General features: G+C 67.1%; 13 protein-coding genes. 8 read left to right on the forward strand and 5 right to left on the reverse strand.

Going from position 1 to position 16,837, the window contains the following annotated elements:
• Window positions 1–9 precede the first annotated feature (9 nt).
• The 5 genes from KVG96_RS25770 to gcvH all read left to right on the forward strand — a co-directional run bounded on the left by KVG96_RS25770 (window position 10) and on the right by gcvH (window position 5,888).
• Window positions 10–1,227: a 2-octaprenyl-3-methyl-6-methoxy-1,4-benzoquinol hydroxylase gene (locus tag KVG96_RS25770; RefSeq protein WP_217894797.1), complete on the forward strand. Its 1,218-nt coding sequence runs from the start codon at window positions 10–12 to the stop codon at window positions 1,225–1,227.
• Between the two features lie 206 nt (window positions 1,228–1,433).
• On the forward strand, window positions 1,434–2,438 hold the full coding sequence (locus tag KVG96_RS25775; protein ID WP_217894538.1) for an extracellular solute-binding protein: 1,005 nt from the start codon (window positions 1,434–1,436) through the stop codon (window positions 2,436–2,438).
• A gap of 161 nt (window positions 2,439–2,599) precedes the next feature.
• The gene (locus KVG96_RS25780) at window positions 2,600–4,216 is read left to right on the forward strand and encodes an ABC transporter permease (protein ID WP_217894539.1); all 1,617 of its coding nucleotides are present in this window, start codon (window positions 2,600–2,602) and stop codon (window positions 4,214–4,216) included.
• A gap of 156 nt (window positions 4,217–4,372) precedes the next feature.
• The gene (gene gcvT, locus KVG96_RS25785; protein ID WP_217894540.1) at window positions 4,373–5,455 is read left to right on the forward strand and encodes a glycine cleavage system aminomethyltransferase GcvT; all 1,083 of its coding nucleotides are present in this window, start codon (window positions 4,373–4,375) and stop codon (window positions 5,453–5,455) included.
• Between the two features lie 49 nt (window positions 5,456–5,504).
• Window positions 5,505–5,888: a glycine cleavage system protein GcvH gene (gene gcvH, locus KVG96_RS25790; protein WP_217894541.1), complete on the forward strand. Its 384-nt coding sequence runs from the start codon at window positions 5,505–5,507 to the stop codon at window positions 5,886–5,888.
• A gap of 55 nt (window positions 5,889–5,943) precedes the next feature.
• On the opposite strand, the gene KVG96_RS25795 is transcribed toward gcvH, so the two are convergent.
• On the reverse strand, window positions 5,944–7,086 hold the full coding sequence (locus KVG96_RS25795) for a DegT/DnrJ/EryC1/StrS family aminotransferase (RefSeq protein ID WP_217894542.1): 1,143 nt from the start codon (window positions 7,084–7,086) through the stop codon (window positions 5,944–5,946).
• Between the two features lie 153 nt (window positions 7,087–7,239).
• On the opposite strand from KVG96_RS25795, the gene gcvP reads away from it, so the two are divergent.
• Window positions 7,240–10,113, forward strand: a complete 2,874-nt coding sequence (gene gcvP, locus KVG96_RS25800; RefSeq protein WP_217894543.1) for an aminomethyl-transferring glycine dehydrogenase — start codon at window positions 7,240–7,242, stop codon at window positions 10,111–10,113.
• A gap of 600 nt (window positions 10,114–10,713) precedes the next feature.
• On the opposite strand, the gene KVG96_RS25805 is transcribed toward gcvP, so the two are convergent.
• The 3 genes from KVG96_RS25805 to KVG96_RS25815 all read right to left on the reverse strand — a co-directional run bounded on the left by KVG96_RS25805 (window position 10,714) and on the right by KVG96_RS25815 (window position 13,317).
• Complete coding sequence (locus tag KVG96_RS25805) at window positions 10,714–11,031, reverse strand: DUF2388 domain-containing protein (RefSeq protein ID WP_085581048.1); 318 nt, start codon at window positions 11,029–11,031, stop codon at window positions 10,714–10,716.
• A 70-nt stretch (window positions 11,032–11,101) separates the two neighbouring features.
• A complete protein-coding gene (gene tfpB / locus KVG96_RS25810) occupies window positions 11,102–12,886 on the reverse strand; it encodes a type IV pilus assembly ATPase TfpB (RefSeq protein ID WP_217894544.1) in 1,785 nt (594 codons plus the stop codon).
• 92 nt (window positions 12,887–12,978) lie between these two features.
• The gene (locus KVG96_RS25815; protein WP_217894545.1) at window positions 12,979–13,317 is read right to left on the reverse strand and encodes an ACT-like domain-containing protein; all 339 of its coding nucleotides are present in this window, start codon (window positions 13,315–13,317) and stop codon (window positions 12,979–12,981) included.
• Between the two features lie 126 nt (window positions 13,318–13,443).
• Between KVG96_RS25815 and KVG96_RS25820 the strand changes: the two genes are divergently transcribed.
• The gene (locus KVG96_RS25820) at window positions 13,444–13,908 is read left to right on the forward strand and encodes an Lrp/AsnC family transcriptional regulator (protein WP_085581042.1); all 465 of its coding nucleotides are present in this window, start codon (window positions 13,444–13,446) and stop codon (window positions 13,906–13,908) included.
• 123 nt (window positions 13,909–14,031) lie between these two features.
• Here the strand turns inward: KVG96_RS25820 and KVG96_RS25825 are convergent, their stop codons facing one another.
• Window positions 14,032–15,399: a CYTH domain-containing protein gene (locus tag KVG96_RS25825; RefSeq protein ID WP_217894546.1), complete on the reverse strand. Its 1,368-nt coding sequence runs from the start codon at window positions 15,397–15,399 to the stop codon at window positions 14,032–14,034.
• A gap of 155 nt (window positions 15,400–15,554) precedes the next feature.
• On the opposite strand from KVG96_RS25825, the gene argE reads away from it, so the two are divergent.
• A complete protein-coding gene (gene argE / locus KVG96_RS25830) occupies window positions 15,555–16,712 on the forward strand; it encodes an acetylornithine deacetylase (RefSeq protein WP_217894547.1) in 1,158 nt (385 codons plus the stop codon).
• Window positions 16,713–16,837: the final 125 nt, after the last annotated feature.

Here is a 16,837-nt window from a genome sequence, read left to right on the forward strand (position 1 = left end):
AGCATGGAAATGCGCGCAGATCTGCTGATTGTCGGAGCCGGAATGGTCGGCAGCGCCCTGGCGCTGGCGTTGCAGGGCAGCGGGCTGGAAGTCCTGCTGCTCGACGGCAGCCCGTTGAGCGTCAAACCCTTCGATGCGCAGGCACCGTTCGAACCGCGGGTCAGCGCCCTGTCGGCGGCCAGCCAGCGCATCCTCGAACGCCTGGGCGTGTGGGACGGCATCGTCCAGCGGCGCACAAGCCCGTACACCGACATGCACGTCTGGGACGGCAGCGGCACCGGGCAGATCCATTTCTCGGCCAGCAGCGTGCATGCCGGCGTGCTCGGCCACATCGTCGAGAACCGCGTGGTGCAGGACGCCTTGCTCGACCGCCTGCACGACTGCGACCTGGGCCTGTTGGCCAATGCCCGGCTGGAGCAGATGCGCCGCTCCGGCGACGACTGGCTGCTGACCCTGGCCGACGGCCGCACCTTGCGCGCGCCGCTGGTGATCGCGGCGGACGGCGCCCACTCGGCGGTGCGCCGCCTGACCGGCGTCGCCACCCGCGAATGGGATTACATGCACCATGCCATCGTCACCAGCGTGCGCAGCACCCGGCCGCACCGGACGACCGCGTGGCAGCGCTTCACCGACCACGGCCCGCTGGCGTTTCTGCCGCTTGAGCGTGACGGACAGCAGGACTGGTGCTCGATCGTCTGGTCCACCACCCCAAGCGAGGCCGAGCGCCTGATGGCGCTGGATGAAACAGCGTTCTGCCGGGAGCTGGAGCGGGCGTTCGAAGGTTGCCTGGGCGAGGTCGTCAGCGCCGATCCGCGCCTGTGCGTGCCGTTGCGCCAACGGCACGCCAAGCGATACGTGGCCGAAGGCCTGGCGCTGATCGGCGATGCGGCGCACACCATTCACCCGTTGGCCGGGCAGGGTGTGAACCTCGGTTTCCTCGACGCCGCCGTGCTGGCCGAAGTGCTGCTGCAGGCGGCCGGACGCGGCGAACGCCTGGCGGACGTGAAAACGCTGAGCCGCTACGAGCGCCGGCGGATGCCGCACAACCTGGCGCTGATGGCGGCGATGGAAGGCTTCGAGCGCCTGTTCCAGGCCGATCCGCTGCCGCTGCGCTGGTTGCGCAACACCGGGCTGAAGATGGTGGAGCAGATGCCGGAGGCCAAGGCGATGTTCGTGCGCCAGGCGCTGGGGCTGACCGGGGACCTGCCGGATCTGGCCAAGGCCTGAGAAGGGCGTTGGCCCTGTGGCGAGGGAGCTTGCTCCCGCCGGGTCGCGAAGCGGCCCTGGCATTCGCCGGCCGCCGTTGCCGCCGAAAGCGTCCTTTTGATTCCGCCGTGCAACATCTGGTAACTCCTTCGAACAGCGTTCGATTGAGTCGGTAAATGTGAGTCCTTATCATTTGGCCCACTTTTCCCGACCGAGAGACCGCTCCCATGTTGGCATCCAAGCGTCTTCTGACCGCACTGGCCCTGACCCTGATCGGCAGCACCGCCGCCCAGGCCGCTGACGAGGTGGTGGTCTACTCCTCGCGCATCGACGAACTGATCAAGCCGGTGTTTGACGCCTACACCGCCAAGACCGGGGTGAAGATCAAGTTCATCACCGACAAGGAAGCGCCGCTGATGCAGCGGATCAAGGCCGAAGGCGACAACGCCGTCGCCGACCTGCTGCTGACCGTCGACGCCGGCAACCTCTGGCAGGCCGAGCAGATGGGCATTCTCCAGTCGTTCACCTCGAAGGCCATCGACGCCAACATTCCGCAGCAGTACCGCGCCTCCAGCCATGCCTGGACCGGCCTGAGCCTGCGCGCCCGCACCATCGCCTACTCCACCGAGCGGGTGAAGCCGGGCGAACTGACCACCTACGAAGCCCTGGCCGACAAGAACTGGGAAGGCCGCCTGTGCCTGCGCACGGCGAAGAAGGTCTACAACCAGTCGCTGACCGCCACGATGATCGAGACCCACGGCGCCGAGAAGACCGAGAAGATCCTCAAGGGCTGGGTCAACAACCTGTCCACCGACGTGTTCTCCGACGACGTCGCGGTGCTGGAGGCGATCAACGCCGGCCAGTGCGACGTGGGCATCGTCAACACCTACTACTACGGCCGGCTGCACAAGCAGAAGCCTGACCTGCCGGTGAAGCTGTTCTGGCCGAACCAGGCGGACCGCGGCGTGCACGTCAACCTGTCGGGCATCGGCCTGACCAGGCACGCGCCGCACCCGGAAGCGGCCAAGGCGCTGGTGGAGTGGATGACCACGCCTGAGGCGCAGAAGATCTTCGCCGACGTGAACCAGGAGTTCCCGGCCAACCCGGCGGTGAAACCGTCCGAGGAAGTGGCGGCCTGGGGTCAGTTCGTGGCCGACACCCTGCCGGTGGAAGTGGCGGGCAAGCGCCAGGCCGAAGCGATCCGGATGATGGACCGGGCCGGCTGGAACTGATCCGCGCCGTAACGAGGGCGTCCGCCTGTGGCGAGGACGCTTGCTAGTGGTGAGGGAGCTTGCTTGTGGCGAGGAAGCTTGCTCCCGCCGGGCCGCAAAGCGGCCCCTCATCTGAATGCCCCAACCCCGCTGCACCGACCACACATCTTTAGAGATCCGCTTTGGCCCACCCCGTCCAACGTCGCTGGTACCCCATCGTCTTCGCCATCGCCGCGCTGGTGCTGTTGCCCCTGAGCGTCCTGCTGCTGTCGTGGCAGAGCGTCGATGCGCAGATCTGGTCGCACCTGTGGGACACCCAGATGCCGCGCCTGTTGGGCAACACCCTGACCCTGGTGGTCGGCGTCGGCGTCGGCGTGACGCTGCTGGGCGTGAGCCTGGCCTGGCTCACCAGCCTGTGCGAGTTCCCCGGCCGGCGCTGGCTCGACTGGGCGCTGATGCTGCCGTTCGCGGTGCCGGCCTACGTGCTGGCGTTCGTGTTCGTCGGCCTGCTGGACTTCGCCGGCCCCGTGCAGACGCTGATGAGGGAGTGGTTCGGCAGCGGCCTGCGCCTGCCCCGGGTGCGCTCCACCGGCGGGGTGATCGTGGTGCTGGTGCTGGTCTTCTATCCCTACGTCTACCTGCTGGCGCGCACCGCGTTCCTCGCCCAAGGCAAGGGCCTGATGGAAGCGGCGCGGGTGCTCGGCCAGTCGCCGTGGCAAGCGTTCTGGCGGGTGGCGCTGCCGATGGCGCGGCCGGCCATCGGCGCGGGCGTGGCGCTGGCGCTGATGGAAACCCTGGCGGATTTCGGCGCGGTGTCGGTGTTCAACTTCGACACCTTCACTACTGCCATCTACAAGACCTGGTACGGCTTCTTCAGCCTGTCGAGCGCGGCGCAGCTGGCCAGCCTGTTGCTGCTGGCGGTGATGCTGGTGCTGTACGGCGAGCGCCGTGCGCGCGGCGCCAACCGGGCAGGCAACGAGCGGCCGCGGGTCAAGGCGCTGTATCACCTGCGAGGGCCCAAGGCCTGGGCGGCGACCGGGTGGTGCGTCCTGGTGTTCGCCTGCGCGTTCGTCATCCCGGTGCTGCAACTGGCGGTGTGGTTCTGGCGGCGCGGGCGGTTCGACCTGGACGAGCGCTACGCCGGGCTGATCCTGCACACGCTCTACCTGGGGGCGACGGCGGCGCTGATCACTGTCGGCGTGGCGCTGCTGCTGGCCTTTGCCCGGCGCCTGGCGCCGACGCCGGCGATCCGCTCCGGCGTCAGCCTCGCCAACCTCGGCTACGCGTTGCCGGGGTCGGTGCTGGCGGTGTCGATCATGCTGGCCTTCAGTTACCTGGACCGGGTGCTGGTGATTCCGCTGTCGGCCTGGTTGGGCGGGGCGGGCAAGCCGTTGCTGCTGGGCAGCCTGGCGGCGCTGCTGCTGGCGTACCTGGTGCGTTTCGTGGCGGTGGCCTACGGACCGCTGGAAAGCAGCCTGGCGCGTATACGGCCTTCTTTGCCCGAAGCGGCACGTAGCCTTGGGGTGAGTGGGCCGCGGTTGTTTTTCAAAGTGTATCTGCCGCTGTTGCTGCCGGGCACGTTGAGCGCGGCGCTGCTGGTGTTCGTCGATGTGCTCAAGGAAATGCCCGCGACCTTGCTGATGCGCCCGTTCGGCTGGGACACGCTGGCGGTGCGGATCTTCGAGATGACCAGCGAAGGCGAATGGGCGAGGGCGTCGTTGCCGGCGCTGACCCTGGTGCTGGTCGGGCTGTTGCCGGTCATCGGCCTGATCCGCCGTTCGGCCCACCGAAACGGCTAGGTGCCAGTCCCGGGCCTTGCGGCTACAATGCGCGGCATTCGGTGCGGTCAGTCTGACAGAAACAGTTGCTGAGATCGGCTCGAAGCCTTGTGTTCCAAGGCTTTCATCCTGTGCAGCGGCTGCCCGCGCCTTCGCCACGCCCGGAAGGAGAAACCCATGGGACAGCGTACGCCTCTGTATGACCTTCACCTCGCCCTCGGCGCGAAGATGGTCGATTTTGGCGGTTGGGACATGCCACTGCATTACGGCTCGCAGGTCGAGGAGCACCACGAGGTGCGCCGCGATTGCGGGGTGTTCGATGTTTCCCACATGACCGTGTTCGACGTCGCCGGCCCCCAGGCCAAGGCCTGGCTCCAGTACCTGCTGGCCAACGACGTCGAACGCCTGCACAGCCCCGGCCGTGCGTTGTACAGCGCCATGCTCAACGAGCGCGGCGGCATCGTCGACGACATGATCGTCTACCGCCTCGACGACGGTTACCGTCTGGTGGTCAACGCCTCCACCCGCGACCAGGACCTGGAGTGGATGCAGGCGCACCTGCCCGGCCTCGACGTGCGCCTGCGCGAGCGTTCCGAACTGGCCATGCTCGCCATCCAGGGCCCGCAGGCCCGGCACAAGGTGGCTGAACTGGTGAGCCAGGCCCGCGCCAACCTGATCCATCACCTCAAGCCCTTCGAAGGCCGCGTCGACGGCGAGTGGTTCATCGCCCGCACCGGCTACACCGGCGAGGACGGGCTGGAGATCGTCCTGCCGGCCAATGAAGCGCCGGGTTTCTTCAACGACCTGGTGGGGGCCGGTATTTCCCCCATCGGCCTCGGTGCCCGTGACACCCTGCGGGTCGAGGCCGGCATGAACCTGTACGGCCAGGACATTCACCAGGACGTTTCGCCGCTGGCCTCGAACATGGCCTGGAGCATCGCCTGGGAGCCGGCCACCCGCCGCTTCATCGGCCGCGATGCGCTGGAGGCCGAGCAGGCCGCCGGCGTGCAGCACAAACTGGTGGGCCTGGTGCTGGAGGAACGCGGCGTTTTGCGCGCGCATCAGGTGGTGCGCATCGCGGATGTTGGCGAAGGGGAGATCACCAGTGGTAGTTTCTCTCCTACGCTGAGCAAGTCGATCGCCCTGGCGCGCCTGCCGATGGCGACCGCCGACCGCGCCGAAGTGGAAATCCGCGGCAAATGGTATCCGGTGCGGGTGGTCAAGCCGACCTTCGTGCGCCACGGCAAAACCTTGATCTAATCTATTGCGGCGGGTACGACCGCTGACCTAATCCTTGAGGACACCGAAGATGAGCAATATTCCCGCCGACCTGCGTTACGCCGAAAGTCATGAATGGGCCCGCCTGGAAGACGACGGCACCGTCACCGTGGGCATCAGCGACCACGCGCAAGCAGCGCTGGGCGATGTGGTGTTCGTTGAGCTGGCCGAAGTGGGCAAGGTCTTTGCCGCCGGTGATGCGGCTGGCGTCGTCGAATCGGTGAAAGCGGCTTCCGACATCTACGCGCCGGTGGGCGGCGAGGTGATCGCGGTCAACGAAGAACTGGCCGATTCGCCGGAGCTGCTGAACGAAGAACCTTACGACTCGTGGATCTTCAAGCTCAAGCCAAGCGACAAGTCCGAGCTGGACAAGCTGCTCGACGCCGCCGCCTACCAGAAAGAAATCGGCGAGTAAGCCACGCGCGACACCCCAAAGCCCCGATCCGTCGGGGCTTTTTCATGCCCGCCGTTCAGCCTCCGCGCAGCACCGCCTTCACCGCCGCCACCGAGCGTTCGACGTCTGCGAAGGTCATGGCGGTGAACATCGGCAGCGACACGATCAGCCGGCCGACCCGCTCCGCCACCGGCAGCATGCCTTCCTTGAAGCCGCGCTCGCGGTACAGACTCAGCAGGTGGATCGGCGGGTAGTGGTAGCCGATGCCGATACCGAGGGCCTGCATCTGCTCCATGAAGGTCGCCCGCGCCGGCTGCCCGTCCTGGCGTTCCGGCAGCACCAGCTGGAACAGGTGCCAGTTGCTGTTCTCGAAGTCCGCCGGGGGCAGTTGTGCGCCGAAGGTCGCTTCGAAGTCGTCGCCCAAGCAACGGAAGTAGTGCCGGGCGAGTTCGCGCCGGTGGGCGGTCAAGGCTTCGATGTGGGCGAACTGGCCCAGGCCGATGGTGGCCGCCACGTCAGTCATGTTGAACTTGCCGCCCAGCACATCGACGTCCAGCCCGTCGAAGCCGTTGCGGGTGACGCCCTGCAAGCGGTACTTCTCCGCCAGCCGCGCCTCTTCGGCGGTGTTGAGCACCAGGCAGCCGCCCTCGGCGCAGGTGACGTTCTTGTTCGCCTGAAAGCTGAACGACACGAAGTCCCCGGCGGCGCCGATGCGCCGGCCGTTCCAGCTGGAGCCCAAGGCCTGGGCGGCGTCCTCGACGACGCGCAGGTTGTGCCTGCGGGCGATGGCGTAGAGGCGCTCCATGTCCACCGGCAAGCCGGCCAGGTACACCGGAATGACCGCTTTGGTGCGCGGGGTGATCGCCGCTTCCAGCAGGTCAAGGTCGATGTTGCGGGTCACCGGGTCGATGTCGGCGAACACCGGCGTGGCCCCGACCTCCAGGATCACGTTGGCGGTGGCCACCCAGGAGATCGGTGTGGTGATCACTTCGTCCCCGGGGCCGATGCCGGCGATGCGCAGGGCGATCTCCATGGTGCAGGTGCCGGAGTTGAAGGTGCGCACCGGGCGTCCGCCGAAGTAGTCCGACAGTTGCGCCTCGAAGGCCTGGGCCTTCGGTCCGCTGGTGATCCAGCCCGAGCGCAGCACGTCGCCCACGGCGGCGATGGTGGCTTCATCGATGACAGGTTTGGAGAACGGCAGGAACGGCGGTTGGCTCATGGGGATCGGTCGTCCATTGGTGGGGCCGGATACGGGCCACACAGCATGCGCCGCCCGGCGCGTCGCGCCAAGCCGTCCGTGCCGGCATCGGCTGCTATGCTGGTTTGACCGTGTCGCATTGACGCCGAGCGCCAGCCAAGAAGAGAGCCCGTCATGTCCAAGATGCCGTCCTTGAGCCAGTTACGCGACCCCCAGGCCTTCCTCCGTCGCCACCTGGGCCCCGATGCCGCCGAACAGCAGGCGATGCTCGACAGCCTGGGCCTGGGCAGCCGCATCGAACTGATCGAGCAGACGGTGCCGCCGGGCATCCGCCTCAACCGTGAACTGGATCTGCCGCCGGCGCTGGACGAACAGGCGGCCCTGGCGAAGCTGCGCGGGTACGCCGAGCAGAACCAGGTTTGGATCAGCCTCATCGGCATGGGCTACCACGGCACCGTCACCCCGGCCGTCATTCTGCGCAACGTGCTGGAAAACCCCGGCTGGTACACCGCCTACACGCCGTATCAGCCGGAGATCGCCCAAGGCCGGCTCGAAGCGCTGCTCAACTTCCAGCAACTGATCATCGACCTCACCGGTCTGGAACTGGCCAACGCCTCGCTGCTCGACGAAGCCACCGCCGCCGCCGAGGCCATGGCCCTGGCCAAGCGGGTGGCGAAGTCCAGGAGCAACCTGTTCTTCGTCGACGAGAACTGCCACCCGCAGACGGTTTCCGTGGTGCGCACCCGCGCCGAAGGCTTCGGTTTCGAGCTGATCGTCGATGCTGTGGATAACCTCAGGCAGCATCAGGTGTTCGGCGCGTTGCTCCAGTACCCCGACACCCACGGCGAAGTCCGCGACCTGCGGCCGCTGATCGACCACCTCCACGCGCAGCAGGCGCTGGCCTGCGTGGCTGCCGATCCGCTGAGCCTGCTGTTGCTGACCCCGCCGGGCGAACTGGGCGCGGACGTGGTGTTCGGCTCCAGCCAGCGCTTCGGCGTGCCGATGGGCTACGGCGGCCCGCACGCGGCGTACTTCGCTACCCGCGAGGAGCACAAGCGGGCGATGCCGGGGCGGATCATCGGGGTGTCGAAGGACGCCCGCGGCAACGTCGCGCTGCGCATGGCCCTGCAGACCCGCGAGCAGCACATCCGCCGGGAGAAGGCCAACTCGAACATCTGCACCGCCCAGGTGCTGCTGGCCAACATCGCCGGGTTCTACGCGGTGTACCACGGGCCGGAGGGCCTCAAGCGGATCGCCCAGCGGGTGCACCGGCTGACGTGCATCCTCGCCGCCGGTCTGGCCCGGCATGGCATCGACCGGGTCAACGATCACTTTTTCGACACCCTCACGCTGGAGGTGGGCGGCGCGCAGACTGCAATCATCGAAAGCGCCAAGGCCGCGCAGATCAACCTGCGGATCCTCGGCCGCGGGCGTCTGGGGCTGAGCCTCGACGAGACCTGCGACGAACAGACCGTGGCGAAGCTGTTCGATGTGCTGCTGGGGGCCGATCACGGCCTGAGCGTCGAGGCGCTCGACGCGCAGAAGGTGGTGTCCGGCATCCCTGACGCCCTGCAGCGGAGCACGCCGTACCTGCGCCACCCGGTGTTCAACGCCCACCACAGCGAAACCGAGATGCTGCGCTACCTCAAGCAACTGGAGAACAAGGACCTGGCGCTCAACCAGTCGATGATCCCGCTGGGCTCCTGCACCATGAAGCTCAACGCCACCAGCGAGATGATCCCGATCACCTGGCCGCAGTTCGCCCATCTGCACCCGTTCGCGCCCAGGGAGCAGGCGGTCGGCTACACGTTGATGATCGAGGAACTGGAGCGCTGGCTCTGCGCGATCACCGGGTTCGACGCGATCTGCATGCAGCCCAACTCCGGCGCCCAGGGCGAGTACGCCGGGCTGCTGGCGATCCGCAAATACCACGAGAGCCGGCAACAGGGCGGGCGCGACATCTGCCTGATTCCGTCCTCGGCCCACGGCACCAACCCGGCGTCGGCGCAGATGGCCGGGATGCGGGTGGTGATCGTCGAGTGCGACGACGCCGGCAACGTCGACCTGGACGACCTGAAGGCCAAGGCGGCCGAGGCGGGCGACAAGCTGTCCTGCCTGATGGCGACGTATCCCTCGACCCACGGCGTGTACGAGGAGGGCATCGGCGAGATCTGCGAAGTGATCCACCGGCACGGCGGCCAGGTGTACATGGACGGCGCCAACCTCAATGCCCAGGTCGGGCTGGCCCGGCCGGCGGACATCGGCGCCGACGTGTCGCACATGAACCTGCACAAGACCTTCTGCATTCCCCACGGCGGCGGCGGGCCGGGCATGGGGCCCATCGGCGTGCGGGCGCACCTGGCGCCGTTCGTCGCCAACCACCCGGTGGTGCCGCTCGACGGCCCGCAGCCGCAGAACGGGGCGGTGAGCGCCGCGCCGTGGGGCAGCGCGAGCATCCTGCCGATCAGCTGGATGTACATCGCCATGATGGGGCCGCAGTTGGCCGATGCCAGCGAGGTGGCGATCCTGGCGGCCAATTACCTGGCCCGGCACCTGTCCGGCGCCTTTCCCGTGCTGTACACCGGCCGCAACGAACGGGTGGCCCACGAGTGCATCCTCGACCTGCGGCCGCTCAAGGCCCTCACCGGCATCAGCGAGGAGGACGTCGCCAAGCGCCTGATGGATTACGGTTTCCATGCGCCGACCATGTCGTTCCCGGTGCCGGGCACGTTGATGGTCGAACCCACCGAGAGCGAGTCGAAGGCCGAACTGGACCGGTTCATCGGCGCCATGCTCAGCATCCGCGCGGAAATCACCGAAGTGCAGAACGGCAACTGGCCGGCCGAGGACAACCCGCTCAAGCATGCGCCGCATACCCTGGCGGACATCACCGGGGTGTGGGAGCGGCCCTACAGCATCGAGCAGGGCATCACCCCGGATGCGCACACCAAGGCGCACAAGTACTGGCCGGCGGTGAACCGGGTGGACAACGTCTACGGCGACCGGAACCTGTTCTGCGCGTGCTTGCCGGTGGACGACTACCGCTGAAACCCTGCGGTAGCTGGCGGCGGGTCAGGCATCTGGTGATGCTGGATGTGCCGGCCTCATCGCTGGCAAGCCAGCTCCCACAGGTCTTTGCGCTGTGTGCACTCCGCGCACTCTGTGGGCCAGCCTGCTGGCGATGGCGGCGGGTCAGGCACTGGTGCTGCCGGATGTGCCGGCCTCTTCGCTGGCAAGCCAGCTCCCACAGGTCTTTGCGCTGTGTGTACTCCGCGCACTCTGTGGGCCAGCCTGCTGGCGATGGTGGTGGGTCAGGCATCTGGTGATGCCGGATGTGCCGGCCTCATCGCTGGCAAGCCAGCTCCCACAGGTCTTTGCGCTGTGTGCACTCCGCGCACTCTGTGGGCCAGCCTGCTGGCGATGGCGGCGGGTCAGGCACTGGTGATGCCGGATGTGCCGGCCTCTTCGCTGGCAAGCCAGCTCCCACAGGTCTTTGCGCTGTGTGTACTCCGCGCACTCTGTGGGAGCGGGCTTGCCCGCGATGGCGTCGTCACAGGCACCTCCGGGGCGGAACCCATCCGGTCGTTCCCGCAGAAACGCGGGCAAAAAAATGCCGCTCCCGGGAGCGGCATTTCTGTGGGGCAAGGCTTACTCGGAAGCCACGGCGTTCTTCGCCAGGATCGCGTTCGCCAGTTCCATGTCCGACGCTTGCAGGCCCGGGTTGTCGGCGCGGACCTTCTGCATCGCCGCCTCCAGGTACGGGCCGCGGATGCTGCCTTCGCTGGCGACGAAGCTGCCGGCATCGTCCTGGGCGGCGACGATCAGTTTGTGGTCCTTGAAGGTCAGGTAGGTCGAGCCGGTGGTGGCGCCGGACGAGATGACGTTACGCCAAAAGCTGTCGGCCATTGCTGAACCGACAGGCAGAGACAGCAAGGCAAGGGTGGCGACAGCAAGTTTGAGACGCATGGTGGATGACTCCGCTGGGGGTGATGACTGTGCCGTTGGATCGTCGCGCCGGGGTCGAGTTCCGTGGCGGCTAGCGCTGCTCGCTCTGCGGCGTCACCCGCAGCACTTCCTCGATGGTCGTCAGCCCCGCCGCGACCTTCTGCGCACCCGACAGCCGCAGGCTGCGCATGCCTTCCTTGAACGCCTGGCGCCGGATGGCCGTGAGGTCGGTGTCGGGGGTGATCAGGGCCTTGAGGCCGTCGCTCAGTTGCATGATCTCGTAGACGCCGGCCCGTCCGTGGTAACCGGTGTCGCGGCACTCCAGGCAGCCGACGGAGCGTTGCGCGTTGCCCGGCAGCGGCGCCTGCCACGGGCGGGTCAGGGACTGCCAGCCGTCGTCGTCGAGGGTGAGGGGGGCCTTGCAGTGCGGGCACAGGGTGCGCACCAGCCGCTGCGCCATGACCCCGAGCACCGTGGCCTTGATCAGGTAGTGCGGCACGCCGAGCTCCAGCAGGCGGCTGATGGCGCTGGGCGCATCGTTGGTGTGCAGGGTCGACAGCACCAGGTGCCCGGTGAGCGCGGCCTGGATCGCCATTTCGGCGGTTTCCAGGTCGCGGATCTCGCCGATCATGATGATGTCCGGATCTTGCCGCATCAGCGCCCGTACGCCGGCGGCGAACCCCAGGTCGATGTTGTGCTGCACCTGCATCTGGTTGAATGCCGGCTCGACCATCTCGATCGGGTCTTCGATGGTGCAGAGGTTGACCTGGGGCGTCGCCAGCTTCTTGAGCGTGGTGTAGAGCGTGGTGGTCTTGCCCGATCCGGTGGGCCCGGTGACCAGGATGATGCCGTTGGGCTGACGGGTCATGTCCTGCCAGCGGCGCAGGTCGTCGGCGGAAAAGCCCAGCTGGTCGAAGTCCTTGAGCAGCACCTCGGGGTCGAAGATCCGCATGACCATCTTTTCGCCGAACGCCGTGGGCAGGGTCGAGAGGCGCAACTCGACCTCGCCGCCGTCCGGGGTCTTGGTCTTGACCCGGCCGTCCTGGGGCTTGCGCTTTTCGGCGACGTTCATCCGGCCCAGGCTCTTGAGGCGGCTGACGATGGCCATCGTCACCTGCGGCGGGAACTGGTAGACGTTGTGCAGCACGCCGTCGATGCGAAAGCGCACCGTGCCTTGCTCGCGGCGCGGCTCGATGTGGATGTCGCTGGCCCGCTGCTGGAACGCGTACTGGAACAGCCAGTCGACGATGTTGACGATGTGCGCGTCGTTGGCGTCCGGCTCCTGGTCGCTGGCGCCGAGGTTGAGCAGCTGTTCGAAGTTGCCCGGGTGGCCGCCCTGCTGGTCGGCGCTGCTGGCGCCGCTGACCGACTTGGCCAGGCGGAAGAACTCGACGCTCAGGCGCTGGATGTCCGCCGGGTTGGCCACCACCCGCTTGACCGGCAGCTTCAGCACGTGGGTCAGGTCGGCCTCCCAGCCCCGGACGTAGGGCTGGGCGCTGGCCACGGTCACCGCGTCGCGGTCGACGGCCACCGCCAGGATCCTGTGGCGCTGGGCGAAGGCGTAGGACATCAGCGGAATGACGGCCGCCACGTTGATCTTCAACGGGTCGATGCGCAGGTACGGCTGGCCGGCCTGCTGGGCCAGCCACAGGGTCAGGCTTTCCAGGTCCAGGTGCCGGCCGGGGCGGCTGAGGTCGTCCAGCTGCTGGCCGGCGATGAACTCCAGCGGGTGCAGGGGGTTGTGGGCGCCCTGGCGGCGGCGCGCGTTCAGCGCCTGCTCGGCGGCGTCCTGGCTGATGAAGCCCTGGGCCACCAGTTCACGCAAGACATCATTGAGATCCAGCCAGCGATCCTGAGCGGCGAGTTGAACGGACATGCGGACACCTTTTCGACGACAGTGCGCCAAAGGATAGCCGCGGCCCCGCAGACCGTTGGGCCACTACCGGCGGCAAGCCGTTTCGGGATCTTTCAGCCGGCCGCCTGCACGGGCGCCGTCCGCGCCGCGTTGGCATTGTGCAGCGTGACCGAGCAGACGCTGACCAGGTTGCCCAGCTTCTGTGCGATCACCTGGGCGCGGTGCCAGCTCAGCCCGCCCATGACGATGTCGATCGACAGCAGGTCGTCCAGCCGCTGCAGGCTGACCTGTTCAGGCGTCAGGCATTGCAGGGCGAACAGGTTCAGCACGCGCACCGGCAGGTCCGGTTCGGCTTCGGCGAGGATCCGGTACTGCGCCAGGCAATGGGCGTTGCGCGCGCTCCACGCATCGGCGCGGGGCGAGGGGGTGGTCACGGCTTCGAGGTGGGGCATGGCGGCTCTCCGGGTTCGGTGGAGAAATTTTTACATTCGATGCCGGGTATTTCTTATCTAAGATAGGCGGATTATGGAGTTGGCCGACAAGTTCTATTCCGCATTCTATTGTTATGAGGATTATTTATGCACAGCGAGCTGGACAGCTACGACCGGCGCATTCTCGCCTTGCTGCAAGCGGACGCTTCCTTGTCCAGCGCGCAGATCGCCGAACAGGTGGGGCTGTCGCAGTCACCCTGCTGGCGGCGGATCCAGCGGATGAAGGAGGAGGGGATCATCCGCGGCCAGGTGACCTTGCTCGACCGCAAGAAGATCGGCCTGAACACGCAGATCTTCGCCCAGGTGAAGCTCAACGCCCACGGCCGCTCGAACTTCACCGAGTTCACCGAGGCGATCCGCGGTTTTCCGGAAGTGTTGGAGTGCTACGTGCTGATGGGGGCGGTGGATTTCATGCTGCGCATCGTCGCGGCGGACATCGAGGCGTACGAGCGGTTCTTCTTCGAGAAGCTGTCGCTGGTGCCGGGGATCCAGGAGGTGAATTCGATCGTGGCGCTGTCGGAGATCAAGTCCACGACCAGCCTGCCGGTCTGAGGACCTTCGTTGAGGGGGAGGGCTTCATCGCGAGCAGGTCGAGTCGTCGCACCGCCGCTCCCACACAGGTTTTGCGTCAGCCACAAATCCCCTGTGGGAGCCGGCTTGCCGGCGTTGGCGGGGTCACAGGCGCAGCAGGGTCTTCCAGGCGCGGTTCTGATAGACCGCGATCGCCTGATGCTTGCGGGCATCGAGCGCTTCGTCGGTGATCGGCTGGTTGGCCAGTTGCGCCAGTTTGTTCAGTTCGCCGTACAGGCGATCCATCTCGGCGATCTCCAGCACGTCGCGCGCGTGGTGCAGCCACACCTGGATGCGCTCGATGCGCGGCAGCTGTTCGGCCAGGTCTTCCGGCTGCTGCTGGTAGCGCTGCAACTGCAGGGAACCGGCTTCTTCGCTCAAGAGTCGAGGCAGCCAGCTCTGCAGTTGGGCCGAGCCCTGGCGGTTGCCGCGGGTGGTGCGTTCGGCAGTCCAGCCGCGGGCCAGCAGCCAGCGTGAGGCGTTCAGCGAGAACAGGCCCCAGCGCGGGTCTTGCAGCTCTTCGAGGAACTGTTCCGGCGCGGCCTTGCGCACGTCTTCGTCGTCGAGGCCGGCCTGCACCAGCGGGCGCCAGTCTTCCAGCAGGGCATCGAGCGCGGCGCGCAGGCCATGGGTCGACGGGCGCGGCGCGGCCTGGCCGAGGCTGCTGAGCAGGGCGCGCAGCTCCGCCAGCTGTTCGACCCAGTCCTGCAGCAGGCGCCAGTGGCCATTGAAGCGGTACTGTTCGGCCAGCCGCTGGCTGCTGCCGAGCAAGTGCCAGCCCAGGGCGGCGAACGCGTCGTCGAGCGGGGTTTCGGCGGTCAGTTGCGGCGCCGGCAGGCTCAGCGAGTAGCTGCCGGCGTCGTGCAGGCGGTAGCCGCGCTCGGCCTTGCTGATGTCGCACGGCATCAGGGCCAGGGTCTCGGCCAGTTCGGCGGCCAGTTCCAGCAGCGCGGCGGGTTCGCCTTCGCGCAGTTCCAGTTCCAGTTCGCAGATTTCTTCTTTCTGTTTGCCGACCACCACGTGGCCCAGGTCCAGGGCGGCTTCGATGACCACCTTGGCCTTGCCGCGGCCCCAGGCGATCTCGGCGCGCTCGCGGACGAAATCGGTGGTGAAGATCGGCTTGAGGGTTTTCTTGTCCAGTTCCGCGAGGGACTCGGGCCAGCATTCGCCGTCGAGTTTCTTCACGTCGAGCTTGGCCTTGGCCAGGAGCCAGTCGTACTCGTTGCGCTCGGACAGGCCGGCGACGCTCTGGCCGCGGGTCTTGAGGGTCTGGATCACTTCGTCGCCGTCCTTGCGCAGGCGCAGGGCGACCTTGGCCTGGGCCAGGTCGCGCTCGGGGGTGTCGAAGTACTGGTTCATCAACTCACGGCGTTCCCAGCCATTTTTGTTGCGTTTTTTCAGAAGCGGGTGCTCGCGCAGGGCGGCGAGGGTTTCGCGGCTGACGCGGAGCTTGATTTCGGTTTCTTTCTGCATGGCCGGAAAATCCAGGATCGGGAGCGCAGCCGGGGGATGCGCGGCTGCCAAGGCCGTGCAGTGTACAGGACTCACGGGGGCTGCGCCTTGCGGCGGTTTATTCCGGGCGCCGGATGGCTCTATGATGGACTCCAATCCGGGAGTGGGAGTCAGCGATGCCTTTGCCGTCCATGAAAGACCAGTTCGCCGCGCTGATCGCGGTGCCGTCGGTCAGCTGCACCCAGCCGGGTTTGGACCAGTCCAACCGGGCCGTGATCGATCTGTTGGCGGGATGGCTGGGCGATCTGGGGTTCGCCTGCGACATCCAGACGGTCAGCCCCGGCAAGTTCAACCTGCTTGCCAGCTACGGCAGCGGTCCCGGCGGCCTGGTGCTGGCCGGGCACAGCGACACGGTGCCCTACGACGACGCGCTGTGGCGGACCGACCCGCTCAAGCTCACTGAGGCCGACGGCCGCTGGATCGGCCTGGGCAGCTGCGACATGAAGGGCTTCTTCGCCCTGGTCATCGAAGCCGTGCAACCGTTGCTGGCGCAGCCGTTCAGGCAGCCGCTGCTGATCCTCGCCACTTGCGACGAGGAAAGCTCGATGGCCGGTGCCCGCGCCTTGGCCGAAGCCGGGCGGCCGCTGGGGCGGGCGGCGGTGATCGGCGAACCCACCGGGCTCAAGCCGATCCGCCTGCACAAGGGCGTGATGATGGAGCGCATCGAAATCCTCGGCCAGAGCGGCCATTCGTCGGATCCGCGCCTGGGCCACAGCGCCCTGGAGGCCATGCACGACGCCATCGGCGAACTGCGCGGCCTGCGCCTGTTGTGGCAGCGCGAGTTCAACAACCCGCAGTTCAGCGTGCCGCAGCCGACCCTCAACTTCGGCTGCATCCACGGCGGCGACAACCCCAACCGCATCTGCGGCCAGTGCTCGCTGGAGTTCGACCTGCGGCCGCTGCCGGGCATGGACCCCAAGGTGCTGCGGGCCGAGATCCTGCAGAAGCTCAACCCGGTCGCCGAACGGCACCGGGTGAAGATCGACTACCGGCCGCTGTTCCCTGAGGTGCCGCCGTTCGAGCAGGCCGAAGGCAGCGAACTGGTGCGCATCGCCGAGAAGCTCACCGGCCACGCCGCCGAAGCGGTGGCGTTCGGCACCGAAGCGCCTTATCTTCAGCGCCTGGGCTGCGAGACCCTGGTGCTGGGCCCGGGCGACATCGCCTGCGCGCACCAGCCGGGCGAATACCTTGAAATGTCACGTCTGCAGCCTACCGTGCAACTGTTGCGGCAATTGATTGAACATTACTGCCTGACGCCGGACAAAAACCTGTAGGCACGAGCCGGCCCCTGGCGCAGGGGCCGGTGTTTTATCCGGGCAAACGCGGTAAATTGCCGCCGATCCAACCCGTATTCATGAGGAGAGCGCGCGTGTCGCCAAGCCTGTTCCGACGATAACCA

The sequence above is a fragment of the Pseudomonas ekonensis genome (assembly GCF_019145435.1).
Classification (GTDB): Bacteria; Pseudomonadota; Gammaproteobacteria; order Pseudomonadales; family Pseudomonadaceae; genus Aquipseudomonas; species Aquipseudomonas ekonensis.

Coding starts and splice junctions, on each gene's coding strand:
- KVG96_RS25770 (WP_217894797.1), top strand. CDS start 10: ATGCGCGCAGATCTGCTGATTGTCGGAGCCGGAATGGTCGGCAGCGCC.
- KVG96_RS25775 (WP_217894538.1), top strand. CDS start 1,434: ATGTTGGCATCCAAGCGTCTTCTGACCGCACTGGCCCTGACCCTGATC.
- gcvT (WP_217894540.1), top strand. CDS start 4,373: ATGGGACAGCGTACGCCTCTGTATGACCTTCACCTCGCCCTCGGCGCG.
- gcvH (WP_217894541.1), top strand. CDS start 5,505: ATGAGCAATATTCCCGCCGACCTGCGTTACGCCGAAAGTCATGAATGG.
- KVG96_RS25795 (WP_217894542.1), bottom strand. CDS start 7,086: ATGAGCCAACCGCCGTTCCTGCCGTTCTCCAAACCTGTCATCGATGAA.
- gcvP (WP_217894543.1), top strand. CDS start 7,240: ATGTCCAAGATGCCGTCCTTGAGCCAGTTACGCGACCCCCAGGCCTTC.
- KVG96_RS25805 (WP_085581048.1), bottom strand. CDS start 11,031: ATGCGTCTCAAACTTGCTGTCGCCACCCTTGCCTTGCTGTCTCTGCCT.
- tfpB (WP_217894544.1), bottom strand. CDS start 12,886: ATGTCCGTTCAACTCGCCGCTCAGGATCGCTGGCTGGATCTCAATGAT.
- KVG96_RS25815 (WP_217894545.1), bottom strand. CDS start 13,317: ATGCCCCACCTCGAAGCCGTGACCACCCCCTCGCCCCGCGCCGATGCG.
- KVG96_RS25820 (WP_085581042.1), top strand. CDS start 13,444: ATGCACAGCGAGCTGGACAGCTACGACCGGCGCATTCTCGCCTTGCTG.
- KVG96_RS25825 (WP_217894546.1), bottom strand. CDS start 15,399: ATGCAGAAAGAAACCGAAATCAAGCTCCGCGTCAGCCGCGAAACCCTC.
- argE (WP_217894547.1), top strand. CDS start 15,555: ATGCCTTTGCCGTCCATGAAAGACCAGTTCGCCGCGCTGATCGCGGTG.